At 38.3% G+C, this 19,124-nt stretch carries 17 protein-coding genes; 6 read left to right on the plus strand and 11 right to left on the minus strand.

Translation table 11 applies throughout. The annotated features are described in order from the left end of the window. Nucleotides 1-371: 371 nt before the first annotated feature. On the plus strand, nucleotides 372-1,226 hold the full coding sequence (folD, locus tag CWB66_RS00365; RefSeq protein WP_138583898.1) for a bifunctional methylenetetrahydrofolate dehydrogenase/methenyltetrahydrofolate cyclohydrolase FolD: 855 nt from the start codon (nucleotides 372-374) through the stop codon (nucleotides 1,224-1,226). Nucleotides 1,227-1,297: 71 nt separating this feature from the next. On the opposite strand, the gene cysS is transcribed toward folD, so the two are convergent. Then, nucleotides 1,298-2,677 (minus strand): cysteine--tRNA ligase, encoded by a 1,380-nt coding sequence (cysS, locus tag CWB66_RS00370; protein WP_138583899.1) that lies wholly within the window; start codon nucleotides 2,675-2,677, stop codon nucleotides 1,298-1,300. A gap of 155 nt (nucleotides 2,678-2,832) precedes the next feature. Between cysS and CWB66_RS00375 the strand changes: the two genes are divergently transcribed. The 4 genes from CWB66_RS00375 (at nucleotide 2,833) to CWB66_RS22580 (ending at nucleotide 4,984) form a co-directional block, all read left to right on the plus strand. Continuing rightward, nucleotides 2,833-3,324 carry a peptidylprolyl isomerase gene (locus CWB66_RS00375; protein WP_138583900.1) on the plus strand — a complete coding sequence of 164 codons (492 nt, stop codon included), beginning with the start codon at nucleotides 2,833-2,835 and terminating at the stop codon, nucleotides 3,322-3,324. Between the two features lie 89 nt (nucleotides 3,325-3,413). Next, nucleotides 3,414-4,157: a UDP-2,3-diacylglucosamine diphosphatase gene (locus tag CWB66_RS00380; RefSeq protein ID WP_138583901.1), complete on the plus strand. Its 744-nt coding sequence runs from the start codon at nucleotides 3,414-3,416 to the stop codon at nucleotides 4,155-4,157. A gap of 48 nt (nucleotides 4,158-4,205) precedes the next feature. Next, on the plus strand, nucleotides 4,206-4,505 hold the full coding sequence (locus CWB66_RS00385) for a type 2 periplasmic-binding domain-containing protein (protein WP_138583902.1): 300 nt from the start codon (nucleotides 4,206-4,208) through the stop codon (nucleotides 4,503-4,505). Between the two features lie 161 nt (nucleotides 4,506-4,666). Then, nucleotides 4,667-4,984, plus strand: coding sequence for a transporter substrate-binding domain-containing protein (locus CWB66_RS22580; RefSeq protein WP_138583903.1), 318 nt, complete (start codon nucleotides 4,667-4,669; stop codon nucleotides 4,982-4,984). Nucleotides 4,985-5,076: 92 nt separating this feature from the next. Here CWB66_RS22580 and CWB66_RS00395 read toward each other — a convergent pair whose 3' ends face one another. The 3 genes from CWB66_RS00395 to miaE form a co-directional block, all read right to left on the minus strand. Continuing rightward, a complete protein-coding gene (locus CWB66_RS00395; protein ID WP_138583904.1) occupies nucleotides 5,077-6,999 on the minus strand; it encodes a sensor histidine kinase in 1,923 nt (640 codons plus the stop codon). After that, nucleotides 6,992-9,217 carry an EAL domain-containing response regulator gene (locus tag CWB66_RS00400; protein WP_138583905.1) on the minus strand — a complete coding sequence of 742 codons (2,226 nt, stop codon included), beginning with the start codon at nucleotides 9,215-9,217 and terminating at the stop codon, nucleotides 6,992-6,994. The genes CWB66_RS00395 and CWB66_RS00400 overlap by 8 nt, the downstream gene beginning before the upstream one ends. A gap of 203 nt (nucleotides 9,218-9,420) precedes the next feature. Next, nucleotides 9,421-10,191 carry a tRNA isopentenyl-2-thiomethyl-A-37 hydroxylase MiaE gene (gene miaE / locus CWB66_RS00405; RefSeq protein WP_138583906.1) on the minus strand — a complete coding sequence of 257 codons (771 nt, stop codon included), beginning with the start codon at nucleotides 10,189-10,191 and terminating at the stop codon, nucleotides 9,421-9,423. A gap of 203 nt (nucleotides 10,192-10,394) precedes the next feature. Here miaE and CWB66_RS00410 point away from each other — a divergent pair, with 203 nt between their 5' ends. Then, entirely contained in the window at nucleotides 10,395-10,994 is a 600-nt protein-coding gene (locus CWB66_RS00410; RefSeq protein ID WP_138583907.1) for a Yip1 family protein, read from the plus strand. A gap of 281 nt (nucleotides 10,995-11,275) precedes the next feature. Here CWB66_RS00410 and purF read toward each other — a convergent pair whose 3' ends face one another. From purF to CWB66_RS00445, 7 genes are all read right to left on the minus strand, one after another. Further along, a complete protein-coding gene (gene purF / locus CWB66_RS00415) occupies nucleotides 11,276-12,802 on the minus strand; it encodes an amidophosphoribosyltransferase (protein WP_138583908.1) in 1,527 nt (508 codons plus the stop codon). A gap of 18 nt (nucleotides 12,803-12,820) precedes the next feature. Next, nucleotides 12,821-13,315, minus strand: a complete 495-nt coding sequence (locus tag CWB66_RS00420; RefSeq protein ID WP_077537386.1) for a CvpA family protein — start codon at nucleotides 13,313-13,315, stop codon at nucleotides 12,821-12,823. Nucleotides 13,316-13,510: 195 nt separating this feature from the next. Then, complete coding sequence (locus CWB66_RS00425; protein WP_138583909.1) at nucleotides 13,511-14,128, minus strand: SPOR domain-containing protein; 618 nt, start codon at nucleotides 14,126-14,128, stop codon at nucleotides 13,511-13,513. Between the two features lie 11 nt (nucleotides 14,129-14,139). After that, the gene (gene folC / locus CWB66_RS00430; RefSeq protein ID WP_138583910.1) at nucleotides 14,140-15,405 is read right to left on the minus strand and encodes a bifunctional tetrahydrofolate synthase/dihydrofolate synthase; all 1,266 of its coding nucleotides are present in this window, start codon (nucleotides 15,403-15,405) and stop codon (nucleotides 14,140-14,142) included. Between the two features lie 25 nt (nucleotides 15,406-15,430). Continuing rightward, nucleotides 15,431-16,306 (minus strand): acetyl-CoA carboxylase, carboxyltransferase subunit beta, encoded by an 876-nt coding sequence (gene accD / locus CWB66_RS00435; protein WP_077537383.1) that lies wholly within the window; start codon nucleotides 16,304-16,306, stop codon nucleotides 15,431-15,433. 155 nt (nucleotides 16,307-16,461) lie between these two features. After that, a complete protein-coding gene (gene truA, locus CWB66_RS00440) occupies nucleotides 16,462-17,256 on the minus strand; it encodes a tRNA pseudouridine(38-40) synthase TruA (RefSeq protein ID WP_077538968.1) in 795 nt (264 codons plus the stop codon). Nucleotides 17,257-17,480: 224 nt separating this feature from the next. Next, on the minus strand, nucleotides 17,481-19,124 hold a 1,644-nt coding region (locus CWB66_RS00445; protein ID WP_289508490.1), incomplete at its 5' end, for a FimV/HubP family polar landmark protein.

The following is a 19,124-nucleotide window of genomic DNA, read 5'->3' on the forward strand; positions in this document are numbered from 1 at the left end:
AAACTGCGCTAATCGCCGATACTTACTATTGCTTGCGAGTGACCTCGTTGACAACGGGGTGCATAATAGTGATTTGACGGGGTTAGGTCAAACGTTTTTTTTATAAAAACAATCAAGTGGTCATTTTTAGTGCACAATGGTTAAATATTACAATAGAAGGCTGAATTTTAAACTATTTAACAACTCAAACACCATATACTTTAAAAGCAACTTGGCGCTGCAATGCTTTTCTGCGAAAATAGTCAGCACATTATAAAGCGAATGACATAAAGACTGTATTTTCTTTATGTTCATAATTACCCCTATTTTATTATGTATTCGTTTTTAAAGTATCGGTATCTAGTTAATTAACCCCCAATTAAAGGTCACCCATGACGGCAAACATCATTGATGGTAAGGCAATCGCAAAACAAGTACGTAGCGCTGTAGCAGAACGCGTAAGTGAACGTGTAGCAAATGGTTTACGTGCACCAGGGCTTGCAGTAGTACTTGTAGGGCTCGATCCAGCAAGCCAAGTTTATGTTGGTTCAAAACGTAAAGCCTGTGAAGAAGTCGGTTTTATTTCTAAATCATTTGATTTGCCTGCTGAGACTAATGAGCAAACTCTTTTAGATTTAATTGACGAGCTGAATAATGATGCACAAGTTGATGGTATTTTAGTACAGCTACCATTACCTAAAGGACTCGATGCGGAAAAGATTTTAGAACGCATTACCCCGCACAAAGATGTAGATGGTTTTCATCCGTACAACATAGGCCGACTAGCACAAAGAATGCCTGCGCTTCGTCCATGTACGCCAAAGGGTATTATTACATTACTTGATTCTACCGGTGTACGTTATAAGGGGATGCATGCGGTTGTAGTTGGCGCGTCAAATATTGTTGGTCGTCCAATGTCGTTAGAGCTTTTATTAGCAGGTTGTACAACCACAGTGTGCCATAAGTTTACCCAAGACTTAGAAACACATGTTCGCCGTGCTGATCTATTGGTTGTAGCCGTAGGTAAACCAGAATTTATCCCAGGAGATTGGATAAAAGAAGGCGCTATCGTTATCGATGTGGGCATTAACCGTTTAGATACGGGTAAATTAGTCGGTGACGTGCAATACAGTGTGGCTGAACAAAAAGCGCATTTTATTACCCCAGTCCCTGGTGGCGTTGGCCCTATGACGGTCGCAAGCTTAATTGAAAACACACTTGAAGCATGTGAAAAATACCACAGCTAAGTGTTAGAAAAATCAAAAAAGGGTTGCCATTTGGCAACCCTTTTTAGTTGAACGTGAATTACTTTAAACGCTTACGCTTTACGCCATGTAGTTTTACCTGCAGAGTCTTCCAGTATTACTCCAAGTGCATTTAAAGCATCACGCGCTTCATCGGCCGCAGCCCAATCTTTACCCGCGCGCGCTTCATTACGCTTAACTATTAACGCTTCTATTGTTGCGACTTCATCGTCACCTTGTCCACCTTGTAAAAACGCTTCTGGCGCTTGTTGAGCAACCCCTAACACTTCACCAAGGCTGCGCAGTACAAACGCTAACTTGCCAGCTTGAACTGCATCGCTGTCTTTTACACGGTTTAGCTCTTTAGCAAGTTCAAACAGTACCGGCAATGCCTCTGGCGTATTAAAGTCATCATTCATTGCTTTTCTAAACTTAGCGACAAACTCATTGCCTTCAAGGCTACACTCTGTAGGCTCAACATCACGAAGCGCTGTATAAATACGTTCAAGTGATGAACGCGCTTGGTCTAAATTTTCTTGCGAATAATTTAATTGGCTACGGTAATGACCAGAAATTAAAAAGTAACGAACAGATTCAGCATCGTATGCTTTTAAAACTTCACGCACTGTAAAGAAATTATCTAACGACTTAGACATTTTTTCTTTGTTTACTTGCACCATGCCCGTGTGGATCCAAGTATTTACATACTTGCCGTTATTTGCACAGCATGATTGTGCTATTTCGTTTTCATGATGTGGAAACTGTAAATCAGACCCCCCACCGTGAATATCAAAATGCTCGCCTAGGTGCTTTGAGCTCATTGCCGAACATTCAATATGCCAACCTGGACGCCCCTCACCCCACGGTGATGACCATGATGGCTCGCCTGCTTTTGCTTTTTTCCATAACACAAAATCAAGTGGATCGTCTTTATCTTGCGCTACTTCAACACGAGAACCCGATTGCAACATAGTTAAATCTTGCTGCGAAAGCGCGCCATATTGCTCAAACGTTGATACATCAAACAAAACATCGCCATCCGCTGCGACATAGGCATGGCCCTTTTCAATCAAGCGCTTAACCATAACGATGATTTCATCCATATGGCTTGTAACTGTTGGCTCAATATCTGGGCGGAGCATGTTTAAACTATCAAAATCTTCATGCATCGCTTTAGTCATACGCACTGTTAAATCGTTTATTGATTCACCATTCTCGTTCGCACGTTTAATTATTTTATCGTCGATATCGGTAATGTTACGTACATATTTTAAATCGTAACCAATATGACGTAAGTAGCGCACAATAACGTCAAAACCTACAAAAGTGCGAGCATGCCCAATATGGCAGTAATCATAAATGGTGATACCACACACATACATGTCGATTTTTCCTTCGACCATAGGTTTAAATTGCTCTTTTTGTCGCGTCAGTGTGTTGTATATATTTACCATTTACTTTGAGTCCTTGACTATTTACTAGAACAGTTATGTTACCACTTGAAAAGCCCCTGCTCTAGCGCTTTATAACAAACCAAACATCTACTTTGTTAATCTTAGCCAACTACGATAAAATAGCGCCAATATTTAAACCGGATATAGGAAAACACATGGTTGTTCTACACACTAATTTTGGTGACATCACCATTAAAATGTTTGAGCAAGAAGCTCCAAACACAGTTAAAAACTTTTTAGAGTATGCAAACGCTGATTTTTTCAACGGCACTATCTTTCATCGTGTAATCGATGGTTTTATGGTTCAAGGCGGTGGTTTTGTTCCAGGTATGGAACAAAAAGACGTAAATGACCCAATTCAAAATGAAGCTAATAACGGCCTATCTAATAAAATAGGCACTTTAGCTATGGCACGTACGCCAGATCCTCATTCAGCTACAGCGCAGTTTTTCATTAACGTGAATAACAACGACTTTTTAAACCACAGCAGCGAAACATCGCAAGGTTGGGGTTACTGTGTATTTGCTGAAGTTGTTGAAGGCATGGACGTAGTAGAAAAAATTAAAGCCGTTGCTACAGGTAGCACAGGCTTTCATCAAGACGTACCTCTTGATGACGTTATCATCACAAGCGTAACTGTAAACTAATAGTACGCTTACCCACGTAACGTGGCGTTTTAGCGGGTATTTATGCTATGCACATATGCCCGCTTTATTTATTTTTAAAAGACTTACCTATGACTCGCCAAACCTACTTTATTGCCGACCTCCATTTAAGTGAAAATCGCCCAGATATCAGTGCAGCTTTTTATCAGTTTTTAGACACGCATATTATTAATAAGGATGTAGACGCGCTATATATACTCGGTGACTTTTTTGAAGTATGGGTAGGTGATGACTATGTAACTGCACTCTCAACTGAAGTTGCAAAGCATTTAAAAGTAGTGAGTGATAACGGCACCCCAGTATATTTTGTGCATGGCAATCGTGATTTCATTATGCGCGATAAATACGCCAAACAAGCTGGAATAACTTTATTACCTGAACAGCTGGTAATTGACTTATATGGCACTCCCACCGTCATTTTACATGGCGATGAAATGTGCACACAAGATATTGAATATCAAAAGTTTCGTAAAAAAGGCCGCAGTTGGTGGTGGCCAAGATTAATGCTTGCTATGCCACTGTGGTATCGTCGTAAAGTTGCGCAAAATGCCAGAGAAAAATCAAAGCAAAATCAAACCGGTAAAGCGCTTGAAATATTAGATGTTACTGAACAAGCGGTACTAGCAACATTTGCAAAACACCAAGTAAAACATATGATCCATGGTCATACTCATCGCCCTAATGTCCATCATTATGAAGTAGATAAGCAGACACTCACTCGCACAGTGTTGGGTGATTGGTACACTCAAGGTTCTTATTTAGTCGTTACCGCGCAGACACAAGAACTTGTAAGTGAGCCATTCGCACAAATATAAAATATTGTCTACGCTTACGATATTGCTCGTTTTTTAATACTGGTCGTAATGCTTAAATTATTTTTCATACTTATTTGTTTACCTTACGCAAGCCATACATACAGCCAAGATAAATGGCTTTTTGTTACCGAGCCTTTTCCCCCGTATTTTTCAGAGCAACTGCCACAACAGGGTTGGTTAGCTGACATTGTTGTTACCGCATTAGCAAGCCAAGATATTGAAGCTAGCATTGAGTTTACAACTTGGGCTCGTGCACTAAGATTACTTGAAAAAAAGAAGCGAACAGCTCTTTTGGGGGCTTATTATAGCGCCGAGCGAGAAAAACATTCCACTATTCACGACCATTAGCAAATTCATTTACTGGATTATTTAAACGAAAAAGTAGCAAAATAAACTACGATGGTAGTTTAACGTCGTTACAGCCATATAGTATAAGTAAAGGTAGTAATTATATAGTTAGCGAGGATTTTAGTAGTGAACACAACTTAGCCATTACAGCGACTAATGACTTGATCAGCAGCTTACGCGTGTTACAGCTTGGCCGCGTTGACTTAGTAGCAGGCACCAAAGAAGTCGGTGAGTACTGGTTAAACAATCATCCACAATTACAAACAGGACAGCCAATCGTATATATCCCTCCTCATTTAGCATCCCACTACCTATATATTATTTTTTCCAAATCTGCTGCGCAAAGTAAGCAACAATTAATGCAATTAGAAAACGGTTTCAACACCATTGTAAATAATGGTGAGGCCGCGCAAGTTCTGCTAAGCCATGGCTTTTTAGAGGCTAAGACTGAGCAATACCTACAATTTTTAAAACGTTAAAACACAAATGCTTATATGACTATCACTCTAAGCAACGAATTCGCCGCGTTTAAATTTAAAGTCAGTATCTGAGATCACCATTAACCCAGCTTTTATTTTATGATCTTGGGTATAATAATAATAAACTGAGTTTTAAACCGCTCTGCAGAGTGTGGATTGGACTGTAGTTTAATTTCCCCCTGCAAAATTTGTGTAACCCATTGGTGCACCATATATAAGCCAAGCCCAGTATTGCCAATACCACGAGCCGAGGTGTAAAAAGGCTCAAAGATGTACTGTTGAGAATCCTCTTTAATCCCAACACCACTATCTGAAATGGTTAATTTAGTGGATTGACTAGCCGCTTGTTCTATTTTTATTTCAATTTCACCAACTTGATTTTTTTCAAACCCGTGGGTTAATGCATTCATTATTAGGTTTTCTAGCACTTGGGAAATAATTCCTGGTCGGCTTTTTATATCTTGGTCATTATCAACTAAGGTCTTCACTTTTACGTTTGAGTTTTTTAATCTTGAATTGAGGGTGATCAGTAAGTCTTCAATTATTTTTCTTATATTACATGTAATAACATCATCATTATGACGGTCTATGGCCATTTTTTTAAAACTTTTAACTAATACCGCAGCCTTGTTTAAATTAACTTTAGCTAACCCTAAATTTTCCTCAATGCTCTGTGTGCTTTTATCTAATTGCGATTTAGTTAATCCTGCTTTCATCGCCTCATTCAACTTATTAATAGCCACATCCGCGTTAGACACAGAGATAATAGCACCGCCAATGGGTGTATTCATCTCATGAGCAACCCCCGCCACCAACAACCCTAAAGACGATAGTTTTCGTGCTTCGAGTAAGCTTGCTTGTAATTGCTGCTGCTGCCTTATAGTTAAATCGAGTTGTTTGTTGACACTATCTAACTCTACCTTTTCCCGCTGTAATTTATGCGATAAAGTAATTAACTGCTGTTGGAATAAATATTCACGGTAACTAAAACCAAAACCGACAATACATAAAACAATACTACACAGTGCAGCGTATTGAAATGCAATCATTCTTGCACTATAAAGCAGCTCGTTAGGGCTACCGATGAGTATAATGATTTCTTTATCGGAGTCTGCGGTTCTTTGTGTTGCCTCACGTAATGAAACAATAGAGAATCGTCTGAAAGTATATAAACTGTCATGAAAAATACGTGAGGTGCTTTGTACGTCATGTTCAATGATATGTTGCCAAAGCGCTGGAGAGTTATTTGCTAACGATTTACTAACTTGATTATACATAAACCCAAACTGTAATGCGGGATCCTTGTTATACAACCAATAACCATCATGGTTTAGAATATTTACCTGGGTGTTTTTTTCATCATATTGTCGAATATTACTAAATAAATAATCCAGATTAAAATTCACTACTAACAAGCCATCTATTAAATAATCATCAGCTCGCGTTCTGTAAGTCACTCTAATTGTTGGCTCATGCGGGATAACAACTTTTCCACGTTCAACATTTAAATCAATTTCTGAAATAAATGTATTCGGTGGTGCAACTAACATCCCTTCTTTAAAGTAATAACGATTTTGCTTATTTTGTAATTGTGATACCTCAACAATTTCGCTTTTTTTATTGCTGAAATTAATTCTATAACGTTCTTTACCACTGCGTTCAAGCCAACGTATTTGTGATATATTGGTTGATACAGAAGCAAAATTTAAAAAATAGTCATTTATGAGCTTGTCGCTTTGTTGAGCGCTCAATGTATTTAAACCTGTATTATTTTTTAATACTTGGCCATTTGCTAACAGCTGAGTGAGTTTTTTAATACTGCTTAGCTCTTTAGATAAATCAGTACTCACAAGCACTAGTTTTTCATCTTGGCGCTCTTTTATTATGGTTACTTTTGACTGATAAACTTGCTCATACACCAGCCAGCCAATTAATATCGCAACAAATAAAATAAACAGCGACTTTATAAGTACGGCTTTTTTATCGCTGTAAAATAAATTGTTTTTTTTAGTCATTTGCATTATCAAACTGTACTAACCAGATCAGTAAATCATCATAAAATAGTGGTTTTGCAAAAAAGTAACCTTGGGCCATTTCACAACCAGCTTGTTTTAACCATTGCACCTCAAATTCGTTTTCAACCCCCTCCGCAATAACTTTAAAATCAAATTGCTTTGCGAGACTGATGATCATTTTTATCATGTATTGATTATTTATATTATGCTCAAGATTGCTAACAAAATAACGATCGATTTTTATCGCATTCGACGGTATTTCATTAATATGTGCTAAAGATGAATAACCCGTACCAAAGTCATCAATACTCACTTTAATACCCAATGCCATAAACCGTGATAAAGCCTCTTTAATGAAGTTGTAATTACTGATCGCTTGGGTTTCTGTCACTTCAAGTTCCAGCATCGAGGGGGATACTTTATATTCCTCAATCCGACTCTTGATAGACTCAAAGTAAGAAGGATCGATCAAGTCATAAGATGATGCGTTAAACGCAATGGGTAAATTTATGCCACAATTTTTAAGTTGATTAATAGTTTGTAGTATTTTTTCAAAAATAACATTATCAAGCTCATTAATTAAACCAGCTGTTTCAGCAAGCTCTATGAATTCTTCAGGGTTAACGAAGCTGCCATCAGCCAACTGCCATCTTGCTAGCGCTTCAAAACCAATTGGTTTTAATGTTTTCAGGCACATTTTTGGCTGTAAAGCGACACGCAATTCTTTGGTACTAATAGCCGTTCTCAAGCGCGCCATCAACTCATAGCGCCTTGTTATTGCGACTGTTTTCTCATCAGTATGCAAAATAAACTTCGCTTGAGTTACTTGCATGTAATTTAAACTCGACTCTGCTAGGCTAATTACTTTTTCGGGAGTAATATTTGATGCGCAGCTTAGCTTTAACTCCAACACTCTTACGTCAATAAATTGCTTAACATTTTCAATTTCGTACTTTTGTTTATTATGAAAGCGCGCAATATCATCTTTAATATCAAAATCAACATTAATGAGCATGCCAAAGCTACTATTACTAATAATCGCAATTCTGGGGTCATATATTGAAAAAACATCTACAATACTTTTATGTACCAGTTTTATTATTTTTTTACAAAAATCGTAACCAAAGGTAAATGCTTTTTCGTCAAACTGATAAATATCAAACACAATCAAGCGCATTTTTGATTGCTCATGCAAATTCATATTTTTAATTTCGCGCGTTAACCAATTTCTATTGTGCAAGTTTAATGAAACATCGGTATAAGCAAGCTCGGTTAACCTATTTAATAATGAAATGTTAGTAAATCCACTGCTTACATTTTCACTAAAAACCTTTAATAAATATTCGTTTTCTTCGCTAATGGGGTTATCTGACTTTACAATTGTAATGTAGTGAGCAGCATCATTCATCGTTGCTGCGAAGAAAAAGATACTATGCTGACTTGAAAAAACATGACGTTTTTCTTTAATTGCTAACTGAAAATCTTGGTACATATCGGCCAATAATTCACCGTCGACCTTTTGCCCTTTCACGCCACTAAAACAACCGTTTGTGGTAAGAATAACGGCATCAGAACAATTATCTATATTGCTTGAGCAAAGTATGCCTCCACCATCAGAAATTTTTAAAATATTGCTGATCTCTTGCAATACGGCTGCAGAATATGATCTCATGTCATGCTTACTATTTATACTTCTTGAGGCATCAAGCACTAATTGTAAGCCTTGTTTAGCGGCTTTTATTTGCGAAATATATTGCCAAGTGCGCATATTACTATTAACGATTGATTCAAGCTTTTGCGCAGAAATATCAGACTTATTCCAGTACTCATCAATATCGAGCATTTTCATCACATCAGTTTCAGGGGCGAAACCGGGCTGCCCTGTTAGTAAAACGATACGCATTTCTGCGTTACCAATTACTTCTCTGATGGTATTAACCAAACGCAGTCCTGAGTCATCCTCTTCCATAACAACATCGATAAAAGCAAGTGCTATATCAGGGTGCATGCTTAAAGCAAGCGCAGCTTCAGGCACAGAGTTGGCTAATAATAGCTCATATTTGTAGCCTTCTTTGGCCTTTAATGCTTTTAAGCTATTAACTAATGCGTGTTGATAATCGAGATCATCCTCAACGGTTAGAATTTTCCATACTTTAAGGTCGGTATTTACTAACTCTTCCTCAGCAGAAAATACAAATAATCCTTCTTTTTCATCCATATATACCCACCTAAATAATAATAGCTATCGCCTTTCATTTACAATGCACAGCAAAGCAAAGCAATAAAATAACTGATAAATCAAAATTTAACTTGCTATAAATATTAGGTGAGAGTTTTTGATGTGTCTAATTTAAAAAACTTTTGATAATAAAGTATGTGCTACAGCATGATTTGAAAAGCTGCAGCAAATGTTGGTGTTAGTTAAGCGCTTTTATTTACCGGCGTACCACTGTGAAACTTAAAATCGTCATCCAAAGATGTAATTAGCTGCGCTTCAATTTCACCAAACTCTTTAACCCGCTCGGTAATATCAAAACCAGCAATTTCTTGGGCAAGAGTTAAATAGTCTTGATAGTGGCGTGCCTCAGAGCGCAATAACGAAATATAAAAATCACCTAAACGCTTATCTACATGGGGTGCAAGCGCAGCAAAACGTTCGCACGAACGAGCTTCGATGTAAGCACCCACTATAAGCTTATCTACGAGTGCATCTGGCTCAAAGGTTTTTACATGTCGTAGCATACCCTTAGCATAGCGACACGGTGTAATACTTCGATACTCAATACCGTATTCATCCATAATTTCGAGCACTTGATAAAAGTGATGCAGCTCTTCTTTTATCAATAGAACCATTTTATCGATTAGACCTTGCCCGTATGGTGAACTCGATTTAGGAATTATTGATTTAGTTAGCTTATTTTTAGCCGCTAAATCGCGCCAATTCCCTTCTCGTTTATAAATAAGCGTTTCAAATGGCTTTAGCCACTCTAGCAATGCGTCGCTCCCCTCTTTATCTACCGCGTATTTACGTATTAAAAACATAGCGCTTTGAGCGGCTTTTAATTCGCATATTAAATGATCAATTAAGATTATTGATAAGTTTTCTTTTTTTATTGCTTGCTCAACCCACTCGTCAGGCGTGTTACACAATAAAAATTCATTAATAGGCTCTAAAAGTTGGCTATGGGGCACGTTGGCTACTCGTTACTTAAATAGGTTGATAGGCCACTATTTTAACAGAAAAATGGCTAAAAATAACAAAACATGTTTGCACATTAAATTGTTAATAACGAGTTAACTTGACTTTGCAAAATAAGTGAACCATAACTGTACATAGACTGTATAAAAATAAACCAACCAAAACAATAATACGTTCCCTGTATGGAGTACACACTATGATATTAAATCACCTCTGGGGCATTTATGCTCACCCACTCGAAGAATGGCAAACAATTGATAACCGCCACGAAAGTTTGACCTATAGTTTATCGCACATTTTGTTAATCGCTTTATTTCCTTCAATAATGGGCTACTACTCATCTGTTTATTTAGGCTGGAGCATAGGCACTGGCAACCCTGTATTTCTAACACATGATAGCGCAATATTAATAGCAAGTGCGATGTATGTTGCACTGATAATTGGCGTATTCGTCCTTGCTTATTTAGCCCATTGGATGGCGGTTACTTTCGGTGCTAAACCAACGTTTACACAAACGCTAGAACTAGCTGCTTATACTGCAACACCTGTGTTTATGTCTGCACTTTCAGCATTTTGGCCTGTGCTTTGGTTTGTCGTATGTATCGGTATTGTGGCATTAGCTTATTCTGTTTGTTTATTATACACAGGCGTGCCAATACTAATGCACATCCCTGAAGAGCGTGGCTTTATTTATGCCAGCTCAGTGGTAACGTGTGGATTAATATTACTTGTTATTATTTTAGCTGTAACAGCGATGCTTTGGACAAATGGGATTGTTAGCCCTATGTTTACTTAATAAAGTTTACCTAATAAAGAGTCGTGTTTGATAGAAATGTTCCCTTTCTTTCCTTCGCAAAAAAGGAGCTAATTAGCTCCTTTTTTTATATGTAATAATACCAATTTAATTAAAAACATGATCATTCTATCGTATTAAATAACTCACTAACTGCGTTAAAAATCATTCATATAGAACAACTATATGTCACGATTTTTGCCTTGTTATTGTGCTATTTCTCTAGCGCTATAATAGATCACTTATTTAATGCAATTGGTATAATATTTATTAATTATTAATTATTAATCAGCTTCGTTTTCGTCTTGGTTATGAATTTCTAACCCTGAAGACATTGCACTTTCGCGGGTGCTTTTAGCTGAATCGTTACGTAGTTTATCAATACGATTTAGATAGTCTTGATCAATATCGCCAGTAATATATTGCCCATCAAACACTGATGTTTCAAACTTAGTAATTTCAGGATTTTCTTGGCTAACCGCTGCAATTAAATCGGGTAGCGATTGAAAGATTAAACCATCAGAGCCGATGCTTACGTTAATATCTTCTACTTCACGCCCGTGAGCAATCAGCTCAGCTGCTGAAGGCATATCTATGCCATATACGTTAGGGAAACGTATTTCCGGTGCAGCAGATGCAAAGTAAACGTTTTTAGCACCTGACTCTCGGGCCATTTCAACTATTTGTGCTGATGTTGTACCACGAACAATTGAGTCATCAACCAATAGCACATTTTTGCCTTTAAATTCACGGTCAATTGCATTTAGCTTTTGACGTACTGATTTTTTTCGCATCTCTTGGCCTGGCATAATAAACGTACGACCAATATAACGGTTTTTAACAAAGCCTTGGCGGTATGGTAAATCAAGCACTCGTGCGATTTCTAATGCTACATCACATGACGTTTCTGGAATTGGGATAACTACATCAATGTCTTTATCAGCCCATTCCCGTGCAATTTTTTCGCCTAATTTTGTGCCCATATTTACGCGTGTTGCGTAAACCGACATGCGGTCGATAGTTGAGTCAGGTCGTGCAAAGTAAACGAATTCAAAAATACATGGTGAGTAAGATGCTTTATCAGCACAGCTTAATGAATGAAATCCACCAGTCTCAGTGACGTAAATAGCTTCACCAGGCGCAACATCGCGAATAAACTCAAAACCATCTGGTTTTAGTGCGACACTCTCTGAGGCAAACATATATTCGGTGCCTTGTTGCGTTTCACGCTTACCAAATACAAGTGGACGAATGCCATTAGGGTCGCGAAAAGCAACAATACCATGGCCAATGATCATCGCAATAGTTGCATAACCACCACTGACTTTGTTATTAACTTCACTCACCGCTGTAAAAATATCTTCAGGGTCTAACTTTAGCTTATCTGACTTACTTAATTCATGAGCAAGTACATTAAGTAAAATTTCTGAATCAGATGTCGTATTTACATGACGACGTGCTTCTGAAAATAGCTGCTCTTTTAAAGCCTCAGCATTAGTAAGATTACCATTATGGGCAAGTGCTATACCAAATGGAGAGTTCACATAAAAAGGCTGTGCTTCAGATGAACTAGAAGAGCCTGCCGTAGGATAACGCACATGGCCTAAACCAATTGTACCTTGTAGTCGTTTCATATGACGGGTGTGAAAAGCATCCTTCACAAGACCATTTGCTTTGCGTAAGCTAAACGTGTTGTTCTCAATGGTAATAATACCCGCAGCGTCTTGGCCACGGTGCTGCAAAACAGTTAAGCCATCATAAATCGCCTGATTAACAGGGGATGTTCCGACTATTCCAACGATACCACACATGTAATTTATCCTCGCCGATTAACGGTTTACTGAATTTAAAAAGCTCGAGTTGTTTTCTAGGTACGAAAAGAACCATTCAACTACAAAGCCAAATTCTGGAATCAAAATAGAATTGCCCCACCAATGCGTATTAGGTGCACCAGTAAAAGCATCAAGAAAGAAGAGTAACGCGCTCACGACCAACACGCCTCGAAGAGCACCAAACACTATGCCAAAGACACGGTCGGTACCCGATAAACCGGTACGCTGTACAAGCTCACCTAAAATGTAGTTTAGTAAACCGCCTAACAGTAGCGTCGCAAAGAATAATATGGCTATGGCCGCCGCATTTCTTAAAAGGGGTTCAGAAATGGTTGTTAGGAAGGAAGCTAAATATTGGTAAAATAAACTAGAGATGATAAAGGCGCCAGCCCATACAGCTAATGACATTGCTTCTTTAACAAAGCCGCGTATTAAACCGATGATGGTAGACAGTGCAATAATGCCAAGAATGGCGTAATCAACCCAGATCATAAGAACCAATTAGTCGCTAATTTGGGGCGCATTCTATACCCAAACATTGCCAATATGCAAGTTTAAACGGGAGATAACTGGCGGTAATTGAATACAAAAATTTAACATATAATGTCAAAATAAATATTGTTAATTACAGTAAAAATATAATGAATTAAATTTAAATAGCCTTGCTAAACAAGGCTATTTAAATAATTATTTTGTTACTTCGTAGCGAGTTACTTTACCATTTAACTTTGTCAGCACTTTAAGTTCAGGTAATTGTTTTTGTAACTCATTTTTATCAAGTGACGGCCCTACAAACACTTTCGTTAATGTACCATTTGGTGTTTTAACTGGTTTAGTGAACGTTTTAAAGCCTTTTTCTTTAAGCTTAGCTTGTAGTGCTTTTACATTGGCTGCATGAGAAAAACTGCCCAATTGCACAACATAAGCCATACTTGTGAGGTTTTCGTCACTTTTTCGAGCCCTAATTGGCTCTGCATTTGCTTGGGCTTTAGGCTCTATTACGGCTTCAATAACCTTAGGCTGAGAAGCATAGTCGCTTTCTGTCAATTGAGTTTGCTGCTCAAGAGCTTCATCGTCGGCTTTTATGTCTTCAATTTCATTTTGTTTAAGTGGCTCGGCATCCGCCATGCTTTCATCTATTGAATTTTGAAGATCGATTGTTTTTAACTCAGGGTTATTAGGAATAGCTTTAAAAGCTTCTTTATAATGAACTTTTTCGCCGTCGAGTATATTGGGAATAAACACGATTGCTGCGATCACGACAATACTTGTCCCGACTAAGCGATTAATAAAACTTGAGTTCACCGACATTCCCTCTATTTTTTAAAATAATTAATAGCGTCAGCCACTGTAAAAAATGAACCAAAAACAATCAAAACAGTGTCGATTTTTTGCTTTGGTAAAATTATAGCAAGTGCTTTTACCACGCTATTATAGCTATGAATAGTATTATTATGAGGTACACTTTGTAATGCATTTTGTAAATTACTGGCAGTATCGCCTCGCGGACCACTTAAGCTTGCTAGTGACCACTCATCTACTAAATGGCTTACTTCTTTAAGCACACCTGCTTTATCTTTATCCGCAAGCATAGCGGCTAAAGCATGAATTTTAAAGCCTTTATCTTTAAACTTTAATAACTTATTAGCCAGATAACGTGCAGATTCTGGATTATGTGCAACATCAGTAAATACTAAAGGCTCAGCGCTTAGCTGCTGAAATCGCCCTTCTACCACTAAATTTGCCAAGCAATCTCTTATTACCTGCTCACTTGGCAATAAATTTAAAACACTTAAAACAGTTAACGCCGTAGCCGCATTCTGACAAGGGATTGCTGGTTTATTCAGTTCAAGGTTATGCTGTTTGTACTGCCAATTAAAACTATCAGCACTCTCTTTAAACATAAAGTCTGTGCCCGATAACGTCATCTCAGCATTAATTTCTTTACCGTAATCAGTCATCGTGTGAGGAATATTTAAGTCACCGATAATAGCAGGGGTATGCTCTCGAAAAATACCGGCTTTATCGTAAGCAACTAATTCACGCGTATCACCTAAGTATTCTTTATGGTCTAAGTCGATGGTAGTAATTACACTTGCATAGGGGGTTACAATGTTTGTAGCATCAAAACGCCCCCCTAAACCCACTTCTAATAATACATAATCAACGTCACAGCCTTTAAAAATAGCCAACGCACCCAACGTGCTATATTCAAAATAAGTAAGTGGTGTGTCTTTACGACCTTGCTCTAACTGATGAAAAGCATCAATATGAAACTGGTCTGCTAACTCCTCGCCGTTAACTCGTACACGCTCGTTATAACGAATTAGATGAGGAGATGCATAAGTGCCCACGCTAAAGCCTTGCGATAGCAATAGCGACTCTAAGCAACGTGCAGTGGTGCCCTTACCGTTTGTACCGGCAATAAGAATAATTTTACTTGGAGTGTTTAAAAGGCCAATATTGTTGGCAACATTAGCAACTCGTTCTAAGCCCATTGCAATGTTAGCAGGGTGAACACTTTCTAAATAAAAAAGCCAATCATCAAGGCTTGATGATTGGCTAGGAATTGTTTTTGTCATAGCGTGTAATCAGTAAAGCTGAAATTTACGCTACTCTATGCTCTTGTTCCGTAGAAGGCAAGTTCATAAATTTAGCTAGAATGCGGGCAAGAGTATCACGCATTTCACGACGGTCAATAATCATGTCAATTGCACCGTGTTCAAGCAAAAATTCACTACGCTGAAAACCTTCAGGTAATGTTTCGCGAACAGTTTGTTCAATAACACGAGGACCCGCAAAACCAATTAACGCTTTAGGTTCAGCAACGTTAATATCACCCAGCATAGCAAGTGATGCAGATACACCACCCATGGTCGGATCGGTCATTACTGAAATGAACGGTAGACCTTTTTCAGTCATTTTTGCAAGTGCAGCACTTGTTTTAGCCATTTGCATAAGCGACATAAGCGCCTCTTGCATACGTGCACCACCTGATGCAGAAAAACAAATAAGCGGCATATTATGTTCTAAACATTGATCAACAGCATCAACAAAACGCGCGCCAACAACCGAAGCCATTGAGCCACCCATAAATGAGAACTCAAATGCGACAGCTGCAACCGGAATACCTTTTAATCGGCCCTTAATAGCTACAAGTGCATCTTTTTCACCACTTGCTTTTTGGGCTGCGCTGATGCGATCAGAGTACTTTTTAGAATCTTTAAATTTAAGAATGTCTTTTGGCTCATGTTGTGTGCCAAGCTCTTGACGATCGCCTTCATCTAAAAAGTGCTCTAGGCGCTTACGGCCACTAACACGCATATGATGATCGCATTTAGGGCATACGTTTAATGATTTTTCTAATTCAGCTTTATATAAAATTGAATCACACGATGTACACTTCGCCCAAACACCTTCTGGGATTTCTTTACGACCTGATGACTTTGTCGTTTTAGGTAAGATTTTTTCTAGCCAACTCATTTGCAACTCTCTTAATACTGTTCTGTGTCGCGAGCCTGCTAATAGCAATTAGCAGATAAATTTTTTCAATTAAAACATGAATTTCATTAACACGGTATAAAAAACTGGTCTTAGTAGTTAGAAATGCGCATAAAAAGTACTAGTAATACCCAAACTTAGATACCAATATCTGGTAAAAACAATGGCCCTAATGGCATCTTAGGAACTTTAAATTGCTCAGGGTAATCAACATCAACCAAATATAAACCAGCGGCTTTAGCCGTCGCGCTGGCCTTTGCACGCTCTTTACAATCAAGTAACTCTTTTAACCAAATAGGTTGCTGTTTATGTAAACCAATATCCATAAGACTACCCGTTATATTACGGACCATATGATGTAAAAATGCATTCGCTTTGATATCAATAACAACATAGTTTCCAATACGTTGCACCGATAAGTGATGAATTGTTCGAGTAGGCGTATTTGCTTGGCAATGAATAGCCCTAAAAGAAGTAAAGTCGTGCTTACCAACTAGATACTGGCATGCCTGCTGCATTTTCACTTCGTCTAAGTGATGATGAAAGTGTGTAACGCCCTCATTTAATACAGCTCCACGCAGAGGCGAGTTGTAAATAATATAACGATAACGACGAGCCGTGGCGCTAAAGCGAGCATGAAAATCTTCCGCCACAGGCTGCGCAAAACGAATTGCAATATCTTTAGGCATTAACGTATTCATGCCTAAAGTAAATGCCACCATGTCACGGTCGGCCTCAGTGTCAAAATGTATTACTTGGCCTGTACCGTGAACGCCTGCATCGGTGCGCCCCGCACATATTACTTCAACAGGGTGATTGCAAATACGCGACAACGCTTTTTCTACTTCTTGTTGTACACTATTTACATGTGATTGGCGTTGCCAACCACTGTAGCGTACGCCATTGTATTCAACCCCAAGTGCTACTCGCATAATTACCGTTTTACCCTACTGTGCTAATGAACGAGGCATTTTATGCTATCTAACGATGCAATAAAAGTAATACCAGCCTGCTTATGTATGGGGCTTGTTTAATTCGTTAAATTGTTCAAATATTTATGCCGGTTGGTATAATTGTGCTGAAACCCAATCAATACCTATAAAAAAACCCATAATTAGCTAAGCTAATTATGGGTTTAAACGTATTTATTGTTCTTTTATTTCAATTTGGCTTTTAAGCTAAGCGCTTCTTCTTGAACTTCTTCAGGGCCTTTGTTAATAACATCTTCAATTACTTTTAGCGCAGAGTCAGAGTCATCGATTTCGATATAGGCGCGTGCCAAATCTAGTTTAGCTGAGTAACCACCACTTTCAGCATCTACGTCAGTCGGATTTTCACCAGCCAGTAACGCATCAAACTCACCTAACCCCACATCCATATTAACGTCATTATAAGGTTCGTGTTCAAGTTCGGCATCATCACTTTCCTCTAACAATGAATCAATATCTACAAATTCATCGCTACCTAGTTGCTCAACATCACTACTTTCAACTTGAGGCTCTTCAATAATTAATGGTTCATCAACCCCTAGATCTTCTTTGAGCAAGCTATCAAAATCAACATCAAACTCACTGCTATCATCAATACTTAATTCTTCAGGCTCTGCTAATTCATTAAGCAATGAATCAAAATCAGTATTAGTCAACTCAGCCATAAACTCGTCATCAAGTTCATCATCAGAAGCAATATCACTACTGCCGAGTTGTTTCGCTTGAGTTATTTCAGCTTCGCGATCTACGTTAGTTTGTTCATTAACTAATTCATCAGATAAATCTTCATCTAAGTACTCTAAATCAGTTGGTTCAGCGATATCTGAATTTTCTAATTCCGCATCAAGATCTGTAAAGTCATTATCAAGTAACAGTTCGTCGTCAAAATCATCTTCTAAGCTATCTAAACTACTTTCTGCAGCAAGCGCATTGGCCAAGTCTTGCTCTGTTTGACTTACCGATACATCTTTTGTATCGGCGTCTACATTTTCAGGTAACTCTTCATCTAATGCCGTAGGCGGTGCATTTACTAACTCATCGTCATCGCCTAACTCATTTTCTAATTCACTACCCTGCTCAGAAAATTCATCATCGATTAGCAAATCATCATCTAAATCATCTTCTTGGAGCGGTTCAGCGGTGGCGGATGTTTGCTCATCTAGCGCTGTTTCTTGCGAGTCATCAAGATCTAGAGGTTGAGTTTCTTCAGCACCCTCTAATTCATTATCAAGTTCAGCAAAGTCGTTATCAATTAGAAGTTCATCATCAAAATCGTCATCTAAATTATCTAAGTCGCTCCCTGCTGAGAGTGCGCTAGCTAGATCTTGCTCTGTCTGACTTGGCGATATATCTTTTACATCATCTTCTAAGTTATCGCTTTCTAATTCATCAGAATGTGAAGGAAGCTGGTTATCTGCTTCTAAAAGTGGAGTATCATCAAGCTCCTGTTCCGAGGATTCAACAAGCTCTTCGCTGTTACTAGTATCTAAAATTTCATCTTCAAGTGAAGGCTCTGGCTCAGCCTCATCGGCTAATGGGTCATCTCCTAAATCAACCTCCACCTCTTCTATTTCATCATCTAGATCTTCTGTTGACCACTCTGGGGTTTCAACATAGCTTTCGTCTTCAACTTGTTGCAACTCATTTAAAAGTTCATCAACACTCTTTAATTCACTATCGTTATACTCTTCTAGTGCATCTTCAGGATCGAGCAATGTTTCAGAGGTGTCCGAAAAATCATCTTGTTCTTCTACTGGCTCAAGTTCTTTAACAAGTGCAGTTTTTTCTTCAGGCTCAGGCTCTTCAACAAG

This window comes from Pseudoalteromonas sp. S558, from assembly GCF_005886635.1.
GTDB lineage: Bacteria > Pseudomonadota > Gammaproteobacteria > Enterobacterales > Alteromonadaceae > Pseudoalteromonas > Pseudoalteromonas aliena.

Excerpts from the sequence above, each read along its gene's own strand:
- folD (WP_138583898.1), top strand. The coding sequence starts at position 372 with ATGACGGCAAACATCATTGATGGTAAGGCAATCGCAAAACAAGTACGT.
- cysS (WP_138583899.1), bottom strand. The coding sequence starts at position 2,677 with ATGGTAAATATATACAACACACTGACGCGACAAAAAGAGCAATTTAAA.
- CWB66_RS00375 (WP_138583900.1), top strand. The coding sequence starts at position 2,833 with ATGGTTGTTCTACACACTAATTTTGGTGACATCACCATTAAAATGTTT.
- CWB66_RS00380 (WP_138583901.1), top strand. The coding sequence starts at position 3,414 with ATGACTCGCCAAACCTACTTTATTGCCGACCTCCATTTAAGTGAAAAT.
- CWB66_RS00385 (WP_138583902.1), top strand. The coding sequence starts at position 4,206 with ATGCTTAAATTATTTTTCATACTTATTTGTTTACCTTACGCAAGCCAT.
- CWB66_RS00395 (WP_138583904.1), bottom strand. The coding sequence starts at position 6,999 with ATGACTAAAAAAAACAATTTATTTTACAGCGATAAAAAAGCCGTACTT.
- CWB66_RS00400 (WP_138583905.1), bottom strand. The coding sequence starts at position 9,217 with ATGGATGAAAAAGAAGGATTATTTGTATTTTCTGCTGAGGAAGAGTTA.
- CWB66_RS00410 (WP_138583907.1), top strand. The coding sequence starts at position 10,395 with ATGATATTAAATCACCTCTGGGGCATTTATGCTCACCCACTCGAAGAA.
- purF (WP_138583908.1), bottom strand. The coding sequence starts at position 12,802 with ATGTGTGGTATCGTTGGAATAGTCGGAACATCCCCTGTTAATCAGGCG.
- CWB66_RS00420 (WP_077537386.1), bottom strand. The coding sequence starts at position 13,315 with ATGATCTGGGTTGATTACGCCATTCTTGGCATTATTGCACTGTCTACC.
- folC (WP_138583910.1), bottom strand. The coding sequence starts at position 15,405 with ATGACAAAAACAATTCCTAGCCAATCATCAAGCCTTGATGATTGGCTT.
- accD (WP_077537383.1), bottom strand. The coding sequence starts at position 16,306 with ATGAGTTGGCTAGAAAAAATCTTACCTAAAACGACAAAGTCATCAGGT.
- truA (WP_077538968.1), bottom strand. The coding sequence starts at position 17,256 with ATGCGAGTAGCACTTGGGGTTGAATACAATGGCGTACGCTACAGTGGT.